The organism is Pseudomonas sp. AK181 (assembly GCF_051122975.1).
Taxonomy (GTDB): Bacteria; Pseudomonadota; Gammaproteobacteria; order Pseudomonadales; family Pseudomonadaceae; genus Aquipseudomonas; species Aquipseudomonas lactis.
Genome location: NZ_CP146348.1, coordinates 5,971,000 through 5,987,394, shown reverse-complemented (window position 1 = coordinate 5,987,394; position 16,395 = coordinate 5,971,000). Strand labels below are relative to the sequence as shown.

Sequence of the window (16,395 nt, the reverse complement as noted above, 5' to 3'; positions counted from 1 at the left end):
TCGCAAACCCTGTGCTAATATCGCGCCCCTGTTCATTTTGTATGTGGGTTGCTCCATGAAGTTGTCCATGCCGCGATTCAATCAAGCCGCTGTCTTGGTGGTCGGCGATGTCATGCTCGACCGTTACTGGCATGGTGGTACCTCACGGATTTCCCCTGAGGCTCCGGTGCCGGTCGTCAAGGTCGAGCAAATCGAAGACCGCCCAGGTGGCGCTGCCAACGTCGCGCTCAATATTGCCGCGCTCGGCGCCCCGGCTTCCCTGGTGGGGGTGACCGGTGACGACGAAGCGGCCGAAAGTCTGGCCAACAGCCTGCAGGGCGCTGGCGTGCGTGCGTTGTTCCAGCGCATTGCCCATCAGCCGACGATCGTCAAGCTGCGGGTCATGAGCCGTCACCAGCAGTTGCTGCGTATCGATTTCGAAGAACCCTTCGCCACCGACGCTCTGGCCCTTGGCGACCAGGTCGAGGCACTGCTCGAAGGTATCAAGGTGCTGGTGTTGTCCGACTACGGCAAAGGCGCCTTGCAGAATCACCAGGTGTTGATCCAGGCCGCCAAGGCTCGCAACATCCCGGTGCTGGCCGATCCCAAGGGCAAGGACTTCTCGGTTTACCGAGGCGCCAGCCTGCTTACGCCCAACCTCAGTGAGTTCGAGACCATTGTCGGCGGGTGTGCCGATGAGCACGAGTTGGTGAGCAAGGGCGCGGCATTGATGGCCGATCTTGACTTGGGCGCTTTGCTGGTGACCCGTGGCGAGCACGGCATGACCCTGTTGCGTCCGGGCCACCCGGCGATGCACCTGCCGGCGCGTGCCCGTGAAGTGTTCGACGTCACCGGCGCCGGTGATACCGTGATTTCTACCCTGGCAGCCTCCATTGCCGCCGGTGAAGAGCTGCCCCACGCCGTGGCCCTGGCCAACCTCGCGGCGGGCATTGTGGTGGGCAAGCTGGGTACCGCCGCCATCAGTGCGCCGGAGTTGCGCCGCGCGATTCAGCGCTCGGAAGGCTCGGAGCGCGGTGTGCTAGGCCTGGAGCAGTTGCTGCTGGCTATTGACGATGCCCGGGCTCACAACGAAAGCATTGTGTTCACCAACGGTTGCTTTGACATCCTGCACGCCGGGCATGTGACGTACCTGGAGCAGGCAAGCGCCCAAGGCGATCGCTTGATCGTTGCGGTCAACGATGACGCTTCGGTCAGCCGCTTGAAAGGTCCTGGCCGCCCGATCAACAGTGTTGACCGGCGCATGGCGGTCCTCGCGGGTCTGGGCGCGGTGGACTGGGTGATCAGCTTTTCCGAAGGCACCCCGGAAAACCTGTTGGCCCAGGTCAAGCCCGATGTGCTGGTCAAGGGTGGTGACTACACCGTCGACCAGGTGGTCGGTGCGGACATCGTCAGTGCGTATGGCGGCACGGTCAAAGTGTTGGGTCTGGTGGAAAACAGTTCAACCACCGCAATCGTGGAGAAGATCCGTAATAATGATTGATACTAAAAAATGGATTCTGATCACTGGCGGGGCTGGGTTCATCGGCTCGCATTTGGTCGATGCGCTACTTGCTGGAGGCTATTGGGTCCGTGTGCTGGATAACCTTTCCACCGGTAAGCGAAGCAATTTGCCGCTTGATAACGAGCGATTCGAATTACTTGAAGGTGACGTCGCCAATGCTGAAGAGGTGGCGCGAGCCGTTGTTGGTATGACGGCGGTGGTGCACTTGGCGGCGGTAGCCTCGGTTCAAGCATCGGTGGATGATCCCGTCGGCACTCATCAGAGCAATTTCGTCGGCACCTTGAATCTCTGCGAGGCTATGCGCAAGGCTGGCGTGAAGCGTGTGGTATATGCCTCCAGTGCAGCTGTATATGGCAACAATGGTGAAGGTGCTTCGATTGACGAGGAGACGGCTAAAGCTCCATTGACGCCCTATGCGTCAGACAAGTTGGCTGGCGAATATTATTTTGATTTCTACCGTCGCCAGCATGGCCTGGAACCGGTGATTTTCCGCTTCTTCAATATTTTCGGACCCCGTCAGGATCCGTCATCGCCGTACTCTGGCGTGATCAGCATCTTTAGCGAGCGTGCTCAGCGCGGCTTGCCTATCGCCGTGTTCGGCGATGGTGAGCAGACCCGCGATTTCATGTATGTGGGAGATTTGGTTGATGTGCTGGTACAGGCCGTTGAGGTGCCAGATGCACCCTTGGGTGCTATTAACGTCGGTTGGAACCGTACCACCACCCTAAGGCAGGTTCTGCGGGCGTTGGAAGAGGCCCTCGGCTCGCTTCCTGCTGTGACGTATGAACTGGCGCGCTCTGGCGATATTCGGCATTCCAGGGCGAACAACCAAAGGTTATTGGCCAGTTTCACGCCGCCCGAGCCTACCCCGTTGAAAGTGGGGCTGGAGCAGCTGTTGAACGGCTGACTGCTGGACCTGCATGAGTCGAGGTGGACAAAACCGTCCGCCTCGCGCCTCAATGAAAGGGTTAACGCATCAGCTTCTGACTTTTTTCTTGGGCACGATCTTGCGCAGCATCTGCCGCGCCTTGCCGGTCAAGCGCTTGAGCTTGGAGTCTTTTTCCGGCTCTGCCAGGCCTTGCTGTCTGAGCCAATCCTTCCAACGAATGCGCTCATCGCGTACCAGCCAGCCCTCTTGCTGGGCAAAGCTTTCCGCCAGGTACAGACCGCGTGTGCTGGCCGGGTATAACTGATCCTTCTTGACGGTATATAGCTCCGCAAGCGGTTCGCCATCTTTGAGCGGCATCAAGTACAGGTCCGGGCGTTGGCGATCCAGGCGGGCCACCAGTTGGTCGCCCTCTAAACGCTCATCCACATGAAACAAACTGAGGGACTTGGCTTCCTTCGGCACTTCCAGACGCAGGTCATAAATCAATTGCAGCGAGGCGGTCGGCAGGTGCACGTAGGCCCGTGGGCGCTCGATCAGTTGCATGGTGGCGCAGCGCACCGGGCGCGCGGCGCCGGACAATGGGCTGAGGCGAAACGGCAGCGCCTCGCGGTAATGCAGGGCCGCGGAGTAGGGTGCCGGCAGCCAGGTGTCGTTGAAGCGCCCGCCCAGCCAGCCTTCGGGGGTTTCGAGCAGGCACTCTTCGGCGATTTCCTGGATGGCGGTGTGCAGCGGCAGGTTCAGTTCATGGGCCGGGACGTAGCCGGAGATCAGCTTGAGCACCACGTCGCCACGGTCCTGGCGGCGTTGGCGCACCAGCACCCAGTAGTCCTTGTTTTGCCAGTGCAGGGTCAGGCGTACCGAGACGCCGAGGTTCGCCAGTTCCAGGGCGAAGCGTTCGGCATCTGGTACCTCGACCGGCTTGCGCCGTTGCAGGGTCTGGGCGAAGTTGAGCGGCATGCCGACGCTCTGGTAGCTCAGGCCTTCGGGGGTGGCTTCGACGTGCAGCGGCAGTGTCTTGAAGTTGCTGGGGTTCTTTCTTATGAGCGTTCGCGGCATGTCGGCTCCTTCTTGCGACGGGGTCGGCCGCGTGGGCGGCATCAGAGTTGACGAATGACCCGGGCAGCAGTTGCTACGTTATGGGCCAGGTGCAGCGGATTAATGGTCCCGACAATAGCACTGGCGACGCCCGTTTGCGCAAACAACAAGGTGAAACTGGCCTGAATTGGATCCATTCCCGGTTCCAGGCACACGTGGCCGCTGGCCAGGGCCTTTTTCACCAGGATGCCCTTGCCGTGGGCGGCGGCATAGTCGATCACGGCCTTCTCGGCCTGTTCATTGAGGTTGTAGGTGACCATCGCGCAATCGCCCTGCTCCAGTGCTTTCACGCCGCCTTCGACGGTTTTGCCGGAGAAGCCGAAACCACGAATCTTGCCGTCTTTCTTCAACTGCGCCAGGGTCTGGTAAACCTCGCAATCGTTGAGGATATGCAAGTCGTTGCCATCGGAATGCACCAGCACCAGGTCGATAAAATCCGTTTCAAGTCGTTTCAGGCTGCGTTCGATCGACATCCGCGTATGGGCCGCGCTGAAATCGTGATGGGACACGCCGTTGGCAAACTCTTCGCCCACCTTGCTGACGATCACCCAGTCCTTGCGCTGATCACGCAGCAGCGGCCCCAGGCGCTCTTCGCTCATGCCATAGGCCGGCGCGGTGTCTATCAGGTTGATGCCCAGCTCGCGGGCCTGGCGCAACAGCATGCGCGCCTCGTCGTCGCCAGGGATCTGAAAGCCGTTGGGGTATTTCACCCCTTGGTCGCGGCCCAACTTGACGGTGCCCAGGCCCAGGGGCGACACCAGCAGGCCGGTGCTGCCCAGCGGGCGATACAGGTCGTGCAGGGTTGGCAGGCTCATGGCAACAGTTGCTCCCAGGCGGGTTGGCCGATTGCCGGGGTTGGCAGCTTGGGCAGAGGGGCATTGTCGCCTGGGTGGATGCCGTCGCGCTCCAGGGCGTGGAGTACGCGGTCGGCGAAGTCCGGCGCCAGGGCCAGTTTGGTCGGCCAGCCCACCAGCAGGCGGCCGTCTTCGGCAAGGAACGCGTTATCGGGACGGCTCAGCCCCGATTGCAGCGGCTCGGCGCGATCCACCCGCAGGGTGGCCCACTGGGTCTGGCTCATGTCGATCCAGGGCAGCAGTTGCGCCAGCTCTTTCTGCGCGGTGGCGATCTGTTGTTCAGGCGTACGTGCCACGCCGTCTGCCTCGGCGATATCGCCGCCCATGTACCACACCCAGTTGCCATCGGCGGCCGGGTGGGTGGTGACGGTGATCCGTGGCTTGGTGCCGCCGCCCAGGCAATGGGCGTACAGCGGCTTGAGGCCAGGGCCTTTGGCGATGATCATGTGCAGCGGGCGTTTTTGCATGGCCGGCTGACTCAGGCCCAGGGCCGCGAGCAAATCCGCCGTGCCGCCGCCAGCGCTCAAGACGATGCGCTGGGCGCGGATCTCACGGCCATCGACCTTCAAGCCCGCCAGGGTGTCACCGTCCAGCAGCGGTTCGATGTGCACACCGGCGAGCAGACCGTCACCGGCCAATTGCGCCAGGCGGTTGATCAGGCTGGGCACGTCCACCACCAGCTCGGCCAGGCGATAGACCTTGCCTTTGAAGCGAGGGTTCTGCAGCGCCAGGGGCAGTTCGTCGCCCTTGACCTGATCGACGCGGCCACGCACGGCCTTGCTGGCGAAAAAGCTGGTGAGGTTGCCGGCAATCGTGCCAGGCGACCACAAGTAATGCGCCTGGGACAGCACGCGCACGCCGGACAGGTCCAGCTCGCCGTTGCCGGCCAGGGCTTCACGCCAGCGGCGCGGCATATCGGCAATGGCTTCGGAGGCGCCGGTGAGGGCGCCGTGCAGGGCGTATTTCGCACCGCCGTGAATGATGCCCTGGGACTTCAGGCTTTGCCCGCCGCCCAAGGTGGCGTTTTCCACCAGTACCGTGGAAAACCCCTGGCTGCGCAGGCGCGCATTGAGCCAGAGGCCGGCAACCCCGGCGCCGACAATCAGAACGTCGGTGGAAATAACGGATGGCATCGGCGACCTCAGTGTTCAAGACAAGAGGCGCAGTATACAGGCTGTTGAGTGGCGGTCAGTGCCCGGCGGTTTTCGAGAACAGCTGAATCACCACCACGCCCAACACAATCAGGCCCATCCCCAGCATCGCCGGTACATCCAGCTTCTGCCCGTAGATGAACAGCGCCGCGATGCTGACCATCACGATGCCCATCCCGGCCCATACCGCGTACGCCACGCCGACCGGCACGGTGCGCACCACCAGCGTCAGCATCCAGAACGCCACGCCGTAACCGACGATCACCAGCAACAACGGAATAGGGGTGCTCCAGCCTTTGATGGCTTTCATGGAAACGGTGGCGATCACTTCCGAGCAGATGGCGATGGCCAAGTAGTAGTAGGCGGCATTCATAGGGCAATCCTCGGTGTGATTTCAAGAACTGTAGGAGCGAGCTTGCTCGCGAAAAACGTCAACGATAACCCGCGCTTCCTGAATGCACGCGGCGCCTGTGAGTTTTTCGCGAGCAAGCTCGCTCCTACAGTGGTCGGCATTCTAGTCGTCTGCCAGATGGGGTAAAGTCATTACCTATCTTAAATGGAGATAGGTTGAGCCATGAGCGTGCAATGGGATCTGGAGCAGATGCGCCTGTTTGTCAGCGTCGCCGAACAGCGTTCGTTTTCTGCCGTGGCCCGTGGGCAGCGCAAGGCGCAATCGGCGGTCAGCAATGGTATCGCCCTGCTGGAGGCTGACTTGGGCGTTGTCCTGTTCGAACGTAGCAGCGGCCGGCAACCGCGCCTGACCGAAGCCGGCAGTGTGTTGCTGGAGGAAGCGCGTGAGGTACTGCGCCAGTGCGAGCGCCTGACGGGCCGGGCCTTGTCGTTGACCCGCGGCGAGGAAGCCTGCCTGCGCCTGGCCCAGGATGAGGCGATGTTGTTCCAGCCAGTACTCGACAGCCTGGAGGCGCTGGCGGTGCATTACCCGTTGCTGGAGGTGCAGTTGTCCAGCGCGGCCCAGGGCGATGTGGCGCGCAAGCTGGTGGAGCGCAAGGCAGACCTGGGGCTGCTGTTCTATCACGACCAGATTCCCGAAGCCCTGGAGCGAAGGGTGGTGGGCAGTGTGGAAATGGTCACGGTATGCGGAGTGAATCACCCGTTGGCCAAGGAGCAGTACGTAACGTGCCAGCACCTGGCCCAGTTTCGGCAGTTGCTGATGTCGACCCAGACCAGCGTCTACCCCGGCAGCGAGGCGGCCAGCCCCCTGGTGTGGCGCGCCGACAGCTTCTATGTATTGGCCGAATGGCTGATGAGTGGCCTGGGCTGGGCCTGGCTGCCGCGGCATATCGTGCAATACCCGACCTACCAGCAACAGATGGTCGAATTGGCCAGCGAATGGACCCCGCCTGCCCTGGTGGTGGAACTGGTGTGGCGCCGTGACGAGCACTTGGGGCCCGCCGCACGCTTTTTGGCTAAACGTTTTGCCGAGTGCTTGCAGGCGATCGACTGAAAAAGCCGATAAACTCCGCCGCCATGAATAGAACTCTCTACAGCTGTCTGTTTTACCTGGCGCTGCCGTTGGTGGCCTTACGCTTGTGGTTGCGCGCGCGCAAGGCGCCGGCCTATGCCAAGCGGGTGGGCGAGCGGTTTTCCTATGGCTTGCCGGTGATGCGGCCCGGTGGGATCTGGGTGCACGCGGTGTCGGTGGGCGAAAGCATTGCCGCCGCTCCGATGATTCGCGGCTTATTGGAGCGTTATCCACAGCTGCCGATTACCGTCACTTGCATGACGCCCACCGGTTCCGAGCGTATCCAGGCGCTGTTCGCCAACGAACCGCGCATCCAGCACTGCTACTTGCCGTACGACTTGCCCTGCGCCGCCCAACGTTTTCTCGACCGCGTGCAGCCCACGCTGGCGGTGATCATGGAAACCGAGCTGTGGCCCAACCATATCCATGCCTGCGCCCAGCGCGGTATCCCGGTGGCGCTGGCCAATGCACGGTTGTCGGCGCGCTCGGCCAAGGGGTACGCGCGGTTTGCCAAACTGACGGCACCGATGCTGGCAGAAATGAGCTTGTTCGCCGTACAGACCGAGACCGAGGCCGAACGTTTCCGCAGCCTGGGCGCACGCCCTGAAACCGTGGAAGTGACCGGCTCGATCAAGTTCGACCTGAGCATCGACCCCCAGTTGACGGCCCGCGCCGCCGCCCTGCGTGAACAATGGGGCGCCAGCGAGCGTCCGGTCTGGATCGCCGCCAGTACCCACGAAGGTGAAGACGAGGTGGTGCTGGCAGCTCATCGCCAGTTGCTGGCGAACTATCCCAATGCACTGCTGATTCTGGTACCCCGTCATCAGGAGCGCTTTGGCCCGACGTTTGAGCGCTGCGTGCAGCAAGGCTTTGTCACCGTACGTCGCTCCAGTGGCGAGCCGGTCACCGAGCAAACCTCGGTGCTGCTTGGCGACACCATGGGCGAGTTGCTGTTTCTTTACGCTCTGGCTGACAGCGCATTCGTCGGCGGCAGCCTGGTGCCGACCGGCGGGCACAACCCGCTGGAACCGGCGGCGCTGGGTAAGCCGGTGATCATGGGCCCGCATGTCTTCAACTTTCTCGACATCACCGCGATGATGCGTGAAGCCGGGGCGTTGCGAGAGGTGGACGATGCCGATGGGCTGGCCGAGGCGGTGCGACAGTTGTTCGAATTGCCCCAGGACGCACGCAAGATGGCGCAGGCGGGCCTCAAGGTGATGCAGGCCAACCAGGGCGCATTAAAGCGGTTGTTGGATGGTTTGGACAGACTGATCAATTGCTGACAACACCAACCCAATGTGGGAGCTGGCTTGCCTGCGATAGCATCACCTCGGTGTACCAGATGTACCAAGGTGTCTGCATCGCAGGCAAGCCAGCTCCCACATGGGTTCGGCGGTGCGCTTAATAGCCGGGGCGGGCCTTGAGCTGTTCGGCAGCGGCTTTGGCCAGGTCCGGCGGCAGGAAGTCTTTGTCCGGGTTGTAGTCGGCCTTGAGATAGCGCGCCAGGTCTTGCAAATCCCCTGGGTTGAGCGTGCCCGCCGCCTGCTTCAAGCGCAGGTTGTCGAGGATGTAATCGTAGCGGCTGTTGTTGTAGTTGCGCACCGACGCGTACAACTGGCGCTGTGAGTCCAGCACGTCGACGATGTTGCGCGTGCCCACCTGATAGCCGATTTCCGTGGCCTCCACCGCGCTCTGGTTGGAGATGATCGACTGGCGGCGTGCCTGTACCTGCTCCACATCGGTGTTGACTGCACGGTGCAGGTTGCGGGTGTTCTCCACCACCTGACGGCGCAGGCCTTCGCGCTGTTGCTCGGTCTGGTCTAGGCGTGAATAGGATTCGCGCACTTGCGAGCTGGTAAGGCCGCCGCTGTAGATCGGGATGTTCAAGCGCAGGCCGACAGTGCGTTGCGACACATCGCCGCCGTACGGGATGGGCAACTGATTCGGGTTGCTGAAGCCCAGGGCGTCGTTGTCGCCTTTTTCGTATTGCGCAACCGCGTCGAGCGTCGGCAAGTGGCCGGCCTTGCGCTGCCGAAGGGTTTCTTCTGCAGCGGTGACCGCGTAATTGCTGGCGAGCAGGTTGAGGTTCTGGCGCCCGGCAGTTTCGACCCAGGCCTTGGCGTCGTTCGGCGCCGGCGGCAGCACCGGCAGCGTGTGGACGATGCCCTGGATCGAGTTGTACTGGCGGTTGGTCAGGGTGATCAGCGCTTCGAACGCGTCGTCCACCTGGCGCTGGGCCAGGATGCGATTGGCCCGGGCGGTGTCGTAGCTGGCCTGGGATTGCAGCACATCGGTCTTGTCCGACAGGCCCACATCGAAGCGTTCGTTGGACTGGTCGAGCTGGCGCTTGAAGGCGTTTTCTTCGGCTTTGGTCGACGCCAGGTTGTCCTGGGCACGCAGCACGGCGAAGTAGCTTTCGGCGCTTTGCAAAATCAGGTTCTGCTCGGAGGCCGACAGTTGCAGCGAGGCCTGCTCGTTGACGGCGTGGGCGGCTTGCAGCTGGAACCAGCGGTCGGCGCGAAACAGCGGCTGGCTCAAGGTGGCCCGCCAGGAGTGGGCGTCACGGTTGGCCGTGGCGGCCGGCTGGTCGATCTGGGTACGCACGTTGTTGCTATCGGCGCCGGCGGACAGGTTCGGCAGCAAGCCTGCGCGAGCCTGGGGCACCACTTCTTTTTGCGCGCCGTACTGGGCACGGGCAGCGGCCAGGTCGGCGTTGTTGTTCGCCGCTTCCTGATAGACGCTGACCAGGTCGGTGTTGGCGGACAAGGGCGCTTCAGCTGCCCAGACCAGTCCGTTGGTCGCACAAGACACGGCAACAGCCAGTGAGAGTTTGCGCAGCATGAGGCGATCCCTAGTATGAATATTACGGTGATAATTCAGCGCCCAAGGCTAAGGCTGGCCATGCCTGGCGTCAAGCCTTGAGGCCGTGCCCGAGTGTAGTGGCCGGGCCTGCGCACAACAATCCCACGATCACGCCATTCATCACGCTGAATAAACCGCTATTGGCAATTTGCCCACGCCATGGTCTAGACTGGCCGCGTTCTTGTCGGGGTGCCTTGTTGGAAGGCTGAGATCGGTAAATACCGGATCCCGTTGAACCTGATCAGGTTAGCGCCTGCGTAGGGAACAAGATTTCTCGTCACCCGGCGAGTCCTCTTGTGCTTCGTCCGGGATGTTGTTCGACAATCGAACAGCCCTCGTGCGCCAAGCACAGCACTGGTTCCAGTGCGTCCGTCCGTCACAGGTTCGCTCCGACAAAAATCCACCGCCTGGATAAGTTGGAGAGCCTGTGATGACTACAAAACTAAAAAATACCGTGCACCTGAGTGAATCGGCCAAGGTCGACTCCGGCTCCGTGCAGCCGTTTACCCGCTCGCAAAAAATCTACGTGCAGGGCTCCCGCCCGGATATTCGCGTGCCGATGCGTGAAATCAGCCTGGACGTGACCCCTACGGAGTTTGGTGGCGAAATCAACGCCCCTGTAGTGGTCTACGACACCTCGGGCCCCTATACCGACCCCAATGTCATTATCGACGTGCGCAAAGGCTTGGCCGATGTGCGCTCGCCGTGGATCGAAGAACGTGGTGATACCGAGCGGCTGGCCTGCTTGAGTTCACGTTACGGCCAGGAACGCCTGGATAACCCCGACCTGGCCTACCTGCGCTTTGCCCACCTGCAAAACCCGCGTCGTGCCAAGGCCGGCGCCAACGTCAGCCAGATGCACTACGCGCGCAAAGGCATCATCACGCCAGAAATGGAATACGTGGCCATCCGCGAAAACATGAAGCTTGAAGAGGCCCGCGCCAGCGGCCTGCTCAAGCAACAACATGCCGGGCACAGCTTCGGCGCCAGTATTCCGAAAATCATCACCCCCGAGTTCGTGCGCGAAGAAATCGCCCGCGGCCGTGCAATCATCCCCGCCAACATCAACCACACCGAGTTGGAACCGATGATTATCGGCCGTAACTTCCTGGTGAAGATCAACGGCAATATCGGCAACAGCGCCCTGGGTTCGTCCATTGAAGAAGAAGTGGCGAAGATGACGTGGGGCATTCGCTGGGGCTCGGACAACATCATGGACCTGTCCACCGGCAAACACATCCATGAAACCCGCGAGTGGATCATCCGTAACTCACCCGTGCCGATCGGCACCGTGCCTATCTACCAGGCCCTGGAAAAAGTCGACGGTGTTGCTGAAGACCTGACCTGGGAGCTGTTCCGCGACACCCTGATCGAACAGGCCGAGCAAGGCGTGGACTACTTCACCATTCACGCCGGCGTATTGCTGCGCTACGTGCCGCTGACCGCCAATCGCGTCACCGGCATTGTCAGCCGTGGCGGCGCGATCATGGCCAAGTGGTGTCTGGCCCACCACAAGGAAAACTTTGCCTACACGCACTTCGAAGAGATCTGCGAAATCATGAAGGCCTATGACGTCAGCTTCTCCCTGGGAGATGGCCTGCGTCCGGGGTCGGTGGCCGATGCCAACGACGCGGCGCAATTCGGCGAACTGGAAACCCTGGGCGAACTGACCAAGATCGCCTGGAAGCACGACGTGCAAACCATGATCGAAGGCCCTGGCCATGTGCCGATGCAACTGATCAAGGAGAACATGGACAAGCAGCTGGAGTGCTGCGACGAGGCGCCGTTCTACACCCTCGGCCCGCTGACCACCGACATTGCACCAGGCTACGACCACATTACGTCGGGTATCGGTGCGGCGATGATCGGCTGGTTCGGTTGCGCCATGCTCTGCTACGTCACGCCCAAGGAACACCTGGGCCTGCCGAACAAGGATGACGTGAAGACCGGGATCATCACCTACAAGATCGCGGCCCACGCGGCCGACCTTGCCAAAGGCCACCCTGGCGCGCAGATTCGCGATAACGCCTTGAGCAAGGCGCGCTTCGAATTTCGCTGGGAAGACCAGTTCAACCTCGGCCTGGACCCGGATACCGCACGGGCCTTCCACGACGAGACGTTGCCCAAGGAATCGGCCAAGGTCGCGCATTTCTGCTCCATGTGCGGGCCGAAATTCTGCTCGATGAAAGTTACCCACGAGGTGCGTGAGTACGCAGCCAACCAGCGCATTGATGCGGTGGATGTGGATGTGGCCAAGGGCTTGGCCGAGCAGGCTGAGCGGTTCAAGCAGGAAGGGAGCCAGCTCTACAAAAAGGTCTGATCTATAGGCGGCGGTGCCTGCACCGCCGTCATCGCGGGCAAGCCCGGCTCCCACAGTTGGCCTAAGTGGACACAGATTTTGTGTTCACAGCCGGTCCCCTGTGGGAGCCGGGCTTGCCCGCGATAGCGATCCGACAAACACCCAATCTCCCCCTGTAATAACAACCGATCAGCGGCGTGCGGGCACCAGCTCAGGCTTGATCACACCGGTGAGGCGCGTATAGGGCAGGGTGATTTCGATCAGCCCCTGTGCGTAAGGGGCGATGGTGCTGACGTTGTACTTGAGCACCACGCCGCCGCTGGTCAGGGCCACGTTCGGGGTTTTCTGGAACGGCCAGCTCTTCACGAACTCTGGATCGCGGTCCATCTTGGTGCTGATCAACCAACTGTTGTGGGCGACTTTCGCGGTATTCCAGAAGGCCTGCTCCTGGCCGGGCAGCAGCATGTCGGCCAGGGTCAGTTCCTTATGCAGAATCCGTGAATAGTTGATAAACCCGCGGCCTGGCTCGCCGTGGGCGACACCGGTGTCCAGGTAGCTGGACACTTCAACGATCACCAGTCCGTCATGCTGGTCACGTACCTTGGCTTGCAAGTACATGCCGTGGCGGTCCGGCGACTCACGCAGGAAGGTGTTCCGGTAGGCGTTCAGGCTCGCCGGTACACTGGCGCCAGGCGTGGTGCGGGTCATTTGCAGTAAACGCTGTTCCACCAGGCTGTCCAGTTGTGGCTCGGCGGGGAAATGCACGGTGTCGATGTTCACCAGCGGGCAGGCCGGGCTGTCACAGCCGGGCTTGATCTGCTCCGATTTGTCGGTGGTAACGTCCAGCGGCTTGAGATAGGCCGGTTGGAACAGGCTCTGGCAAGCACCCAGGGTCATGGCAATACAGGCCACGGAGGCGATTCTTAAAAGCGACATGTGTGTCCTTCGTAAATCGATGGAAAGCGAAAAGAGTAGTGCTTGGACTGCCAACGTGGCCGCCAGTTCGCCACTAAACTGATTGCAGTGAGTTTGACGCTCGCCGCCTCTGCCGGCAACCGCAAAGGGGCTGCATCAACGGGCGTCGGCGCGTTAGGATGGCGGCCATTGCACGAGCTTAACGAGGGACACCATGACGGACATCGCGAAGTCGACGCCGAACAAAATCGAGATTGTTCAGCGTGACAATGCCTATAAAGGCTTCTACAAGCTCGATCGCGTGCAACTGCGCCACGAAAAATTCGACGGCGGCATGAGCCGGGTGATCAACCGCGAAGTGTTCGTGCGTCATGACGCCGTGTGCGTGCTGCCCTACGACCCGCTGCGCGATGAGGTGGTGCTGATCGAACAGTTCCGCGTCGGCGCCATGGGCCGTGCCGATAACCCCTGGCTGGTGGAGATGGTCGCCGGCCTGATTGACAAGGATGAGCAACCCGAGGAGGTTGCACACCGCGAGGCCGAGGAGGAAGCTGGGCTGACGTTCTCCGCGCTGTGGCCGATCACCAAGTATTTCCCGTCGCCGGGCGGCAGTACCGAATTTGTCCACCTGTACCTGGGCCGTTGCGACAGCTCGGGCGCGGGAGGGGTGCATGGATTGGAAGAAGAAGCAGAAGATATCCGCGTCACCACATGGGCCTTCGAAGATGCCTTGCAGGCGGTGCGCGACGGCAAGATTTCCAACGCAGCCAGCATTATCGCCCTGCAATGGCTTGCGCTTAATCGCGCGGAAGTGAGGGGGTTATGGCAGTAAAGGCACGGGAACGATACCGAGTTGACCTGATCGGGCTGCAAGCGGCCTGCGAGGCCAACTATGCGCGGCTGATGCGCCTGCTCCCGGACATGCGCCATGCTCCCCAGGCGCGGCGCATCGCTGTCACCCATGGCGACCAGATGCTCGGCGTGCTGACCCTGGAAGTCATTCTCACCTGCCCGTACACCACCACCCTGCGGGTACGCCAGGAGCACAGCCTGCCGTGGTTGCCGGTGCCGCAATTGGAAGTGCAGGTGTACCACGACGCGCGTATGGCCGAAGTGATCAGCGCCGAACATGCGCGACGCTTTCGCAGCATCTATCCTTACCCGAATGTGTTCATGCACCAGCCCGATGAGAAAGCACAGCTCAATGTGTTCCTCGGCGAATGGCTCAGCCACTGCCTGGCCTTGGGCCATGAGTTTGAAGTGGTGCGGTAGATGTGAACTGCGTCTGCTTCCTTGGGTTTCCTCTTTGTGTCCTGCCCCAGCATAATCGCGCCAACTATCCATTCCTGTGATTGCCAGGGAGAGCGCCTTGCCGAGCGTATCCGCCGTGAATCCTGATGCCGTGTTGCTGGTGCAGTTGTCCGACAGCCATCTGTTTGCCGACCCTGACGCCACGCTGCTGGGCATGAACACCCGTGAAAGCCTGCAGCGGGTAGTCGAGCTGGTGCGTGCGCAACAGCCGGCCATCGACCTGATACTGGCGACCGGCGACCTGTCCCAGGACGGCACGCTTGAGTCCTACCAGCAGTTTCGCGCTTTGACCGCGTCCCTTGGCGCTCCGGCGCGTTGGATTCCTGGCAACCACGACGAACCGCAGGTCATGGCCCAGGCTGCCATGCACAGTGATTTGCTCGAACCGGTGGTGGATATCGGCAACTGGCGTATCACTCTGTTGGATTCGGCGGTACCCGGGTCGGTGCCGGGCTACCTGCAAGACGCGCAACTGCAACTGCTGGCGCAGGCCTTGAGCGAAGCGCCGGGCCGCCATCACCTGGTGTGTTTCCACCATCATCCGGTGCCCATAGGTTGTGCGTGGATGGAGCCCATCGGTCTGCGCAACCCCGAAGCGCTGTTTGCCGTGCTTGAGCGCTTTCCGCAGACCAAGGCATTGCTGTGGGGGCATGTGCATCAGGAGATCGACAGCGAGCGCGACGGTGTGCGGCTGCTGGCTTCGCCGTCTACCTGTATCCAGTTTGCGCCGGGGAGTGAGGATTTTCAGGTCAGCGAGCAGGCACCGGGGTATCGCTGGTTGCGTTTGCATGGTGACGGACGGTTGGAGACGGGGGTGGAGCGGGTCAAAGGCTTCGCTTTTACGGTCGATTACGGCAGCAACGGCTATTAAGGCCTGTAAACACACTGATCAAAAGGTGGGAGCTGGCTTGCCTGCGATGGCGGCCTGCCAGCCGACCGGGATATTGAGTACATATCCATTATTTAGGTAACGGCCACCGATGGTTCCGCTCTGACAGCGGCTCACTTTTGAAAAGAGCCCAAAAGTAAGCAAAACGCTCTTGCCCCACCACTCGGCACCTCGCCTAGGCTCGGTGTGCCCGTAATCCGCCAGTGATTTGGGGGGCCGCCGCCACGCGCCATCCATGGCGCGGGGCGGCTAAACCGGCATCCCTGCCGGTTTACCCCCCAAATCCCTGTCGAATTCCGGCCAGCGTGGTTTAACGGGGCGCTTAAGATCAAGATCACAAGCAGATCAAGAGCAAAAGCGGCTCGCTTCGCATCGTGGTTACCGTCTGCTGCTACAGCCCACAAAGTTATGTCGATACCTATGGTCATCGCAGGCAAGCCAGCTCCCACAATGGGTCCGCTTCTGCCTGCATTCCCTGTAAACTGCGCCTCTTTGGCCTCAGCACGGAGAGCCCGGCATGTCCGCTTCGATCCTGTATATCCACGGTTTCAACAGTGCGCCGGCTTCCAACAAGGCCAGCCAGTTGACCACTGTGATGGATGCCCTTGGCCTGTCCGACCAGCTACGTGTGCCGGCGCTGCATCACCACCCTCGTCAGGCGATTCTTCAATTGGAGCAAGCGATTGCGCAACTGGGCCGGCCACTGCTGGTCGGCAGCTCACTCGGCGGCTACTATGCAACCCATCTTGCCGAACGCCATGGTCTCAAGGCGCTGCTGGTCAACCCGGCGGTAAGCCCCCATCGGATGTTCGACGGTTACCTGGGCACCCAGAAGAACCTCTACACCGATGAGACCTGGGAATTGACGCAGGACCACGTCACGGCGCTGGCCGAGCTGGAAGTACCGGCTCCCCAGGATGCCGCGCGTTATCAGGTGTGGTTGCAGACCGGGGACGAAACCCTGGATTATCGCCTGGCCCAACAGTATTACCGGGCCTGTGCCTTGCGCATCCAGGCCGGTGGCGACCATGGTTACCAAGGGTTCGCCCAGCAATTGCCGGCACTGTTGTGCTTTGCCGGTATTGGCGCAGATCAGTTTCAATCCTTCGATTTTTCGTCACTGTAGAAAATCGCAGGTCACTTTTT

The 16,395-nt window shown here is 61.4% G+C and carries 15 protein-coding genes and 1 riboswitch; of the genes, 9 read left to right on the top strand and 6 right to left on the bottom strand.

Annotation, left to right across the window (positions count from 1 at the left end):
* Positions 1-55 precede the first annotated feature (55 nt).
* Positions 56-1,480, top strand: coding sequence for a bifunctional D-glycero-beta-D-manno-heptose-7-phosphate kinase/D-glycero-beta-D-manno-heptose 1-phosphate adenylyltransferase HldE (gene hldE, locus V8689_RS27335; RefSeq protein ID WP_056782890.1), 1,425 nt, complete (start codon positions 56-58; stop codon positions 1,478-1,480).
* Entirely contained in the window at positions 1,473-2,408 is a 936-nt protein-coding gene (locus tag V8689_RS27330; protein ID WP_056782734.1) for an NAD-dependent epimerase/dehydratase family protein, read from the top strand. Before hldE ends, V8689_RS27330 begins: the two co-directional genes overlap by 8 nt.
* Positions 2,409-2,477: 69 nt before the next feature.
* On the opposite strand, the gene V8689_RS27325 is transcribed toward V8689_RS27330, so the two are convergent.
* Genes V8689_RS27325 through V8689_RS27310 form a run of 4 tightly spaced genes read right to left on the bottom strand, consistent with a single transcriptional unit; the run spans position 2,478 to position 5,863 of the window.
* Complete coding sequence (locus V8689_RS27325) at positions 2,478-3,446, bottom strand: hypothetical protein (protein ID WP_056782735.1); 969 nt, start codon at positions 3,444-3,446, stop codon at positions 2,478-2,480.
* Between the two features lie 41 nt (positions 3,447-3,487).
* Entirely contained in the window at positions 3,488-4,300 is an 813-nt protein-coding gene (locus V8689_RS27320) for an aldo/keto reductase (protein ID WP_056782736.1), read from the bottom strand.
* Positions 4,297-5,472, bottom strand: coding sequence for an NAD(P)/FAD-dependent oxidoreductase (locus tag V8689_RS27315; protein ID WP_056782737.1), 1,176 nt, complete (start codon positions 5,470-5,472; stop codon positions 4,297-4,299). The genes V8689_RS27320 and V8689_RS27315 overlap by 4 nt, the downstream gene beginning before the upstream one ends.
* Positions 5,473-5,527: 55 nt before the next feature.
* Positions 5,528-5,863: a DMT family transporter gene (locus tag V8689_RS27310; protein WP_003188013.1), complete on the bottom strand. Its 336-nt coding sequence runs from the start codon at positions 5,861-5,863 to the stop codon at positions 5,528-5,530.
* A 201-nt stretch (positions 5,864-6,064) separates the two neighbouring features.
* Here V8689_RS27310 and V8689_RS27305 point away from each other — a divergent pair, with 201 nt between their 5' ends.
* Together V8689_RS27305 and waaA are read left to right on the top strand one after the other, a co-directional pair.
* Positions 6,065-6,955: a LysR family transcriptional regulator gene (locus tag V8689_RS27305; protein ID WP_032893879.1), complete on the top strand. Its 891-nt coding sequence runs from the start codon at positions 6,065-6,067 to the stop codon at positions 6,953-6,955.
* Between the two features lie 23 nt (positions 6,956-6,978).
* Positions 6,979-8,256: a lipid IV(A) 3-deoxy-D-manno-octulosonic acid transferase gene (waaA, locus tag V8689_RS27300; RefSeq protein ID WP_056782738.1), complete on the top strand. Its 1,278-nt coding sequence runs from the start codon at positions 6,979-6,981 to the stop codon at positions 8,254-8,256.
* Between the two features lie 118 nt (positions 8,257-8,374).
* Here the strand turns inward: waaA and V8689_RS27295 are convergent, their stop codons facing one another.
* Positions 8,375-9,814, bottom strand: a complete 1,440-nt coding sequence (locus V8689_RS27295; RefSeq protein WP_003188016.1) for a TolC family outer membrane protein — start codon at positions 9,812-9,814, stop codon at positions 8,375-8,377.
* A 196-nt stretch (positions 9,815-10,010) separates the two neighbouring features.
* A riboswitch (TPP riboswitch) is annotated at positions 10,011-10,116 on the top strand.
* 149 nt (positions 10,117-10,265) lie between these two features.
* Here V8689_RS27295 and thiC point away from each other — a divergent pair.
* Complete coding sequence (gene thiC, locus V8689_RS27290; RefSeq protein WP_056782739.1) at positions 10,266-12,155, top strand: phosphomethylpyrimidine synthase ThiC; 1,890 nt, start codon at positions 10,266-10,268, stop codon at positions 12,153-12,155.
* Between the two features lie 168 nt (positions 12,156-12,323).
* On the opposite strand, the gene V8689_RS27285 is transcribed toward thiC, so the two are convergent.
* Positions 12,324-13,070, bottom strand: coding sequence for an RsiV family protein (locus V8689_RS27285; RefSeq protein ID WP_056782740.1), 747 nt, complete (start codon positions 13,068-13,070; stop codon positions 12,324-12,326).
* Positions 13,071-13,263: 193 nt separating this feature from the next.
* On the opposite strand from V8689_RS27285, the gene V8689_RS27280 reads away from it, so the two are divergent.
* From V8689_RS27280 to V8689_RS27265, 4 genes are all read left to right on the top strand, one after another.
* Positions 13,264-13,881, top strand: coding sequence for an NUDIX domain-containing protein (locus tag V8689_RS27280; RefSeq protein WP_056782741.1), 618 nt, complete (start codon positions 13,264-13,266; stop codon positions 13,879-13,881).
* Positions 13,872-14,321, top strand: coding sequence for a DUF1249 domain-containing protein (locus tag V8689_RS27275; RefSeq protein WP_003188022.1), 450 nt, complete (start codon positions 13,872-13,874; stop codon positions 14,319-14,321). The genes V8689_RS27280 and V8689_RS27275 overlap by 10 nt, the downstream gene beginning before the upstream one ends.
* Before the next feature lie 97 nt (positions 14,322-14,418).
* The gene (gene cpdA / locus V8689_RS27270) at positions 14,419-15,231 is read left to right on the top strand and encodes a 3',5'-cyclic-AMP phosphodiesterase (protein WP_056782742.1); all 813 of its coding nucleotides are present in this window, start codon (positions 14,419-14,421) and stop codon (positions 15,229-15,231) included.
* A gap of 535 nt (positions 15,232-15,766) precedes the next feature.
* Positions 15,767-16,375: a YqiA/YcfP family alpha/beta fold hydrolase gene (locus V8689_RS27265; RefSeq protein WP_032893865.1), complete on the top strand. Its 609-nt coding sequence runs from the start codon at positions 15,767-15,769 to the stop codon at positions 16,373-16,375.
* The last annotated feature ends 20 nt before the right edge of the window (positions 16,376-16,395 follow it).